The sequence below is a fragment of the Cellulomonas sp. NPDC057328 genome (assembly GCF_042667215.1).
Lineage (GTDB): Bacteria > Actinomycetota > Actinomycetes > Actinomycetales > Cellulomonadaceae > Cellulomonas.
Genome location: NZ_JBHUZW010000172.1, coordinates 1 through 5,807, shown reverse-complemented (window position 1 = coordinate 5,807; position 5,807 = coordinate 1). Strand labels below are relative to the sequence as shown.

The 5,807-nt window shown below is 76.3% G+C and carries 4 protein-coding genes; 1 reads left to right on the top strand and 3 read right to left on the bottom strand.

Annotated elements, in window-relative coordinates; translation table 11 throughout:
* Positions 1–31: 31 nt before the first annotated feature.
* The 3 genes from ACFUMH_RS18370 to mshD all read right to left on the bottom strand — a co-directional run bounded on the left by ACFUMH_RS18370 (position 32) and on the right by mshD (position 4,318).
* Positions 32–1,009: an NUDIX domain-containing protein gene (locus tag ACFUMH_RS18370; RefSeq protein ID WP_378208924.1), complete on the bottom strand. Its 978-nt coding sequence runs from the start codon at positions 1,007–1,009 to the stop codon at positions 32–34.
* On the bottom strand, positions 1,006–3,234 hold the full coding sequence (locus ACFUMH_RS18365) for an RNA degradosome polyphosphate kinase (RefSeq protein ID WP_378208922.1): 2,229 nt from the start codon (positions 3,232–3,234) through the stop codon (positions 1,006–1,008). Before ACFUMH_RS18365 ends, ACFUMH_RS18370 begins: the two co-directional genes overlap by 4 nt.
* Before the next feature lie 82 nt (positions 3,235–3,316).
* Positions 3,317–4,318, bottom strand: a complete 1,002-nt coding sequence (mshD, locus tag ACFUMH_RS18360; protein WP_378208921.1) for a mycothiol synthase — start codon at positions 4,316–4,318, stop codon at positions 3,317–3,319.
* A 162-nt stretch (positions 4,319–4,480) separates the two neighbouring features.
* On the opposite strand from mshD, the gene ACFUMH_RS18355 reads away from it, so the two are divergent.
* Positions 4,481–5,755: an NAD(P)-binding domain-containing protein gene (locus tag ACFUMH_RS18355; protein WP_378208920.1), complete on the top strand. Its 1,275-nt coding sequence runs from the start codon at positions 4,481–4,483 to the stop codon at positions 5,753–5,755.
* The last annotated feature ends 52 nt before the right edge of the window (positions 5,756–5,807 follow it).

The following is a 5,807-nucleotide window of genomic DNA, read 5'->3' as shown; positions in this document are numbered from 1 at the left end:
GGCCGGCACGCGGCCGGCCGGGGGAGCGGGGTCAGTCCTCGACGGTCGAGCGGTGCGTCTCCACCGCGACGACACGCGTCCCGCGCCGCGTCACCGCCGCGTGCGCCACGAGCACCTCGCCCGGCTGCAGGTAGGGGTTCTGCGCGGGCAGCCGGTTCGCCGCCGGTCGGCGCGCGTGCGTCGCCAGCACGTCCAGCACCGTCGGCAGGACGGGCCGGTGCGTGCACAGCACGGTGTCGACGCGCGCGTCGAGGCACCCGTCGACCAGCGCCGCGACGCGCGCGGGCGACTCGTCGTGCCGCGCCTCGGTGAGCTCGTGCGCGATCTCGGGCGTCAGGCCCGCCGCGCGCGCGAACGGCGCGACGGTCGCGGCGCAGCGCTCCCACCCGCTCGTCACGACGCGCGCCACCCCGAACGCCGCGAGCACCGGCACCATCGCGTCGGCCTGCTCGCCACCGAGCGACGTGAGGGGCCGGTCGCCCTCGGTGCCGTCCCACTGCGCGCGCTTGCGTGCCTGGCCGTGCCGCGCCACGACGAGCGCGCGCGTGTCCAGCCGGTCCTTCGCGTACGCCTCGACGAGCGCGTCGAGGGGCCGGCGGTCCGCCTTGCGGGTCAGCCGCCGGGCGGCAGCGGCCACGTCGCACCACTCCCAGCGGTCGATCTCGTCCGCCCCGGCGGGCGTCACGCGGGGACGCGCCGCGAGCACGGTGCCGTCCTCGCGGCCGGCGACCTGCGCGGCCCAGTAGTGCACGACCTTGTGCCTGCCGTCCGACAGCTCGTACTCCAGCCCGGGCAGCGGCACGCCGAGGACGACGGCCAGCCCGGTCTCCTCCTCGACCTCGCGCACCGCCGCGGCGGTGACCGCCTCGCCCGGGTCGAGCTTGCCCTTCGGCCACGACCAGTCGCGGTACCGCGGCCGGTGCACCAGGGCGACCTGCAGGCGGCCGGCGCGCACGCGCCACACGAGGGCCCCGGCGGCCTGGACCGCCGGCGCGGCGGGTGCGCTCACCGCGACGAGCCCGGCCGGCGCCTCTGCCGCTGGACGAGGGCCTGCTGCACGTCGACGAGGGGCCCGTCGGGCCCGCGGTGGTGCCGCTCCCAGACGCCGTCCGCGCCGAGGTGCCACGACGACGTCCGCTCGTCGTTCGACTCGTCGAGCAGCTCGATGAGCTCGGCCACCTGCGCCGGGTCGGCCACGCGCACGAGCGCCTCGACGCGCCGGTCGAGGTTGCGGTGCATGAGGTCGGCCGACCCGATGAACACCTCGGGCCCCTCGAACCCGTCCTCGGGCCCGGGCGTCGCGTGCGCGAACGCGAACACGCGCGAGTGCTCGAGGAACCGCCCGAGGATCGACCGCACACGGATCGTCTCGGACAGGCCGGGCACGCCGGGCCTGATCGCGCAGATGCCGCGCACGTTGATGTCGATCGGCACGCCGGCCTGCGACGCGCGGTACAGCGCGTCGATCGTCGCCTCGTCGACCATCGAGTTGACCTTGATCTTGATCCACGCGGGCTCGCCGCGGCGCGCGGCCTCCGCCTCGCGCTCGATCCGGGCGACGAGCCCCGTGCGCACCGAGCGCGGCGCGACGAGCAGGCGGTGGAACCGCGACTTCGGCGCGTAGCCGGACAGCTGGTTGAACAGGCGCGTGAGGTCCTGCCCCACCTCCGGGTCCGCCGTGAGCAGGCCGAGGTCGGTGTACAGGCGCGCGGTCTTCGGGTGGTAGTTGCCCGTGCCGACGTGGCTGTACCGGCGCAGGCCGTCCGCCTCCTGGCGTACCACGAGCGACAGCTTGCAGTGCGTCTTGAGGCCGACGATGCCGTAGACGACGTGCACGCCGGCCTGCTCGAGCTTGCGCGCCCACGAGATGTTGTTCTGCTCGTCGAACCGCGCCTTGATCTCCACCAGCGCCAGCACCTGCTTGCCGGCCTGCGCCGCGTCGATGAGGGCGTCGACGATGGGGGAGTCACCCGACGTGCGGTACAGCGTCTGCTTGATCGCCAGCACGTGCGGGTCCGCCGCCGCCTGCTCGAGGAACGTCTGCACCGACGTCGAGAACGAGTCGTACGGGTGGTGCAGCAGGATGTCGCGCGCGCGGATCGCCGCGAACACGTCCGTCGCGCTCGCGGACTCCACCTCGGCCAGGTGCCGGTGCGTCGCCGGCACGAAGCGCGGGTACTGCAGCTCCGGGCGGTCCAGGTCGGCGATGAGGTTGAGGCCCGTGTGGTCCAGCGGCGCGGGCAGCTCGTACACGTCGTCGTCGGACATGCCGAGCTCGCGCACGAGGAACTTGCGCACCCGGTTGCTGATGCCCTCGGCGACCTCCAGGCGCACGGGCGGCCCGAACCGCCGACGCAGCAGCTCCTTCTCCATCGCCTTGAGGAGGTTCTCGGCGTCGTCCTCCTCGACCTCCACGTCCTCGTTGCGCGTGATGCGGAACGTGTGGAACTCCCGCACCTCCATGCCGGGGAACAGCATGTCGAGGTGCTGCGCGATGACGTCCTCGACCGGCACGAACGACATCGGGCCGCTCTCCGCGCCCGCGTGGTCCGGCGCGCTCGGGCGTCCGGACGCGTCGACCGCGATGTACCGGGGGAGCAGCGGCGGCACCTTCACGCGCGCGAAGTGCTCCTTGCCGCTCGTCGGGTTGACGACGCTCACGGCCAGGTTGAGGGACAGCCCCGAGATGTACGGGAACGGGTGCGCCGGGTCGACGGCCAGCGGCGTCAGCACCGGGAAGATCTGGCGGCGGAAGAACTTGTGCAGCCGGTCCTGCTCGGCCTCGCCGAGGTCGTCCCACCGCACGATCGTGATGCCCTCGGCCGCGAGCGCCGGCTGCACGTCGCCCTGGAACACGGCCGCGTGCCGCGCCATGAGCTCGTGCGCGCGCTCGCTGATCGCCTCGAGCACCTGCCGCGGCGACAGCCCCGACGCCGCGGTCACCGCGATGCCGGTCGCGATGCGGCGCTTGAGGCCGGCCACGCGGACCATGAAGAACTCGTCCAGGTTGGAGGCGAAGATCGCGAGGAACCGCACGCGCTCCAGCAGCGGCAGGTCCGGGTCCTCCGCGAGCTCCAGGACCCGCTGGTTGAACGCGAGCCACGACAGCTCGCGGTCGAGGAAGCGGTCGTCGGGGAGGGGCCCGGTCTCGGGGAGGGCCTCGGTGTCCTCGGTGTCGACGTGCTCGGCGATGCTCGCGGCGAGCTCCGGGTCGATCGCGGGGGCGTCGGTCATGTGCCCATGGTGGCACCAGCCGGTGAACTCGTCGTGTCGTCCGGGCGGCGCACCGGGCGGCCGTCGTGCCGCCCGGCCGAGGTCACCCCTGCGGGGTCGGCGCCTCCTGCGCCGGCGGCCCGTACATGACGTCGACGGCGGCGCGCGCGAACCCCGCGCGCTCGTACGTGTGCACCGCGACCGTGTTCTCCGCGCCCGTGTAGAGGATCGCCGTGCGCAGCCCGCGGTCGCGCAGGTGGGCGAGCCCGAGCGCCGTCAGCGCGCGCCCCAGCCCCAGCCCCTGCGCGTCCGGGTCGACGCCCACCACGTAGATCTCGCCGACCTCCTCGCCGGGCTCCGCGTCGGGAGCCTCGCCGGCGGGGTGCACCTTGGTCCACACCGACCCGAGCAGCTGCCCGTCGCGCTCGGCGAGGAGGAAGCCGGCCGCGTCGAACCACGGCTCCGCCTCGCGGGCCCGCAGGTCCGCCGACGTCATGCGGCCCTGCTCCGGGTGGTGGGCGAACGCGCGCGCGTTGACCCGGCGCCACGCCTCCTCGTCGCGGCCCGGCACGAACGGGCGGACCTCGACGCCCGGCGGCAGGACGGCGTCGGCCGGCGGGTGCGCCTCGAGGTCGACGGCCATGCGCAGCAGCTCCCGGACGACGACGAGGCCGGCCGTCCGTGCCGTCGCGCGCGCCGCCGGGACGTCGCCGTGCGCCCACACCGAGAGCCGCCGCCCGGGGACGGTCGCGGTCTCCGCCCGCGCCCGCGCGAGCAGCGCCGACGCGACGCCGCGCCGGCGGTGGGACGGGTGGACGACGACCTCCGCGCTCACGCGGGTGGTCGTGCCGACGTCGAGCTGCCCGTAGCCGACGAGCGGGCCGGTGCCGTCGCCGGCGTCCGTCGCGCCGCCCGCGTGCGCCAGCAGGTGGACCACGGGCGCCTCGCGCTCGGTCAGCCACAGCAGCGGCTGCTCGGACAGCGGCGCGACCCCGTCGGCGCGCGCCGCGTCGTGGTGCAGGCGCCGCACCGCGTCCGCCGTCGGGGGGTCCAGCGGCCCCGCGACGGCCGTCACGAGCGTCGGCGCGTCGGTGTCGGACGTCATGGGCCCATCCCACCACGCGCCGCGCCGCCCCCGGGCGCGTCCGGGTGCTCCCGTCCGGTCCGGTGCGTCCGACCCTGCGTGTGGAGGGGTCGTGGACGGGCGGTGGCGACGGCCGGACGGCCCCGACGCGCGGCGGGGACGGCCGGTAGCGTGGACGCCGCCATGGACTCTCCCCCCAGCGCCACCGCCGCCCTCCGCGGGCGTCGTGCCCGCCGGGCGGCGGCGGGGCCGCGCACCGTCGACGTCGACGTCCTCGTCGTCGGCGCCGGGCAGGCGGGCCTCTCCACGGCGTACCACCTGCAGCGCACCGGCCTCGTGGCCGTCGGGTCGCGCGGGTGGGAGCGGGCGGCCGGCACGTTCGTCGTCCTCGACGACAACCCGCACGCCGGCGGGGCGTGGCAGCACCGCTGGCGCAGCCTCACCCTGGCCGACGCGCACGCGGTGCACGACCTGCCCGGCATGCCGCTCGTCGTCGTCGACCCCGGCGAGCCCGCCGCGGACGCCGTGCCGTACTACTTCGCGCAGTACGAGGAGGCCTACGGGCTCAACGTGCAGCGACCGGTGCGGGTGCAGCGCGTCGAGCGCGCGCCCGAGGGCGGGCCGGAGCCCCGGTACCTCGTCACGACGCGGCACGCCGAGCACCCCGACGAGGTCGTCGTGTGGGCGGCCCGCGCGGTCGTCACCGCGTCCGGCACGTGGCAGCGCCCGTTCTGGCCGTCGTACCCCGGGCGCGCGACGTTCCGCGGGCGCCAGCTGCACACGCACGACTACCGGGACGCCCGCGACCTCGCGGACGGGCACGTCGTCGTGGTGGGCGGCGGCACGTCCGCCGTGCAGCTGCTGCTGCAGCTCGCGGAGGTCACGACGACGACCTGGGTGACGCGCCGCCCGCCGCGCTGGCTCGACGCCGAGTTCACGCCCGAGCTCGGCCGCGAGGCCGTGTCCCGCGTCGACGAGCGCACCCGCGCCGGGCTGCCCCCGCGGTCCGTGGTCAGCGTGACGGGCCTGCCGCTGACGCCCGCGTACCGCGCCGGCATCGCCGCGGGCGTGCTGCGCGCGCGCCGGGTGTTCGACCGCATCGAGCCCGACGGCGTCGCGTGGGACCCGGGCGCGCCCGCGCTCGACGCCCTGGAGGCCAGCGACGACGTGCCCGCCGACCTGCCCGGCGTCGCGGCCGACGTCGGGGGGTGGGTCGACGGCCCGCCGTTCGTCCCGGCGCGCACGCTCCTGTGGGCGACCGGGTTCCGCGCCACGCTCGACCACCTCGCGCCCCTCGGGCTGCGCGCACCCGGCGGCGGCATCCGCATGGACGGCACCGAGGTCGTCGGCGAGCCGCGCCTGCAGCTCGTCGGGTACGGGCCGAGCGCGTCGACCGTCGGCGCGAACCGCGCGGGCCGCGAGGCGGTCCGCCGGCTGCGCCGCACCCTGGGCTGGTGAGCACCCGGCGGTGCACCGACGCGGCGACGGCCCCCGACCCGGAGGTCGGAGG

Coding starts and splice junctions, on each gene's coding strand:
- mshD (WP_378208921.1), bottom strand. CDS start 4,318: ATGACGTCCGACACCGACGCGCCGACGCTCGTGACGGCCGTCGCGGGG.
- ACFUMH_RS18365 (WP_378208922.1), bottom strand. CDS start 3,234: ATGACCGACGCCCCCGCGATCGACCCGGAGCTCGCCGCGAGCATCGCC.
- ACFUMH_RS18355 (WP_378208920.1), top strand. CDS start 4,481: ATGGACTCTCCCCCCAGCGCCACCGCCGCCCTCCGCGGGCGTCGTGCC.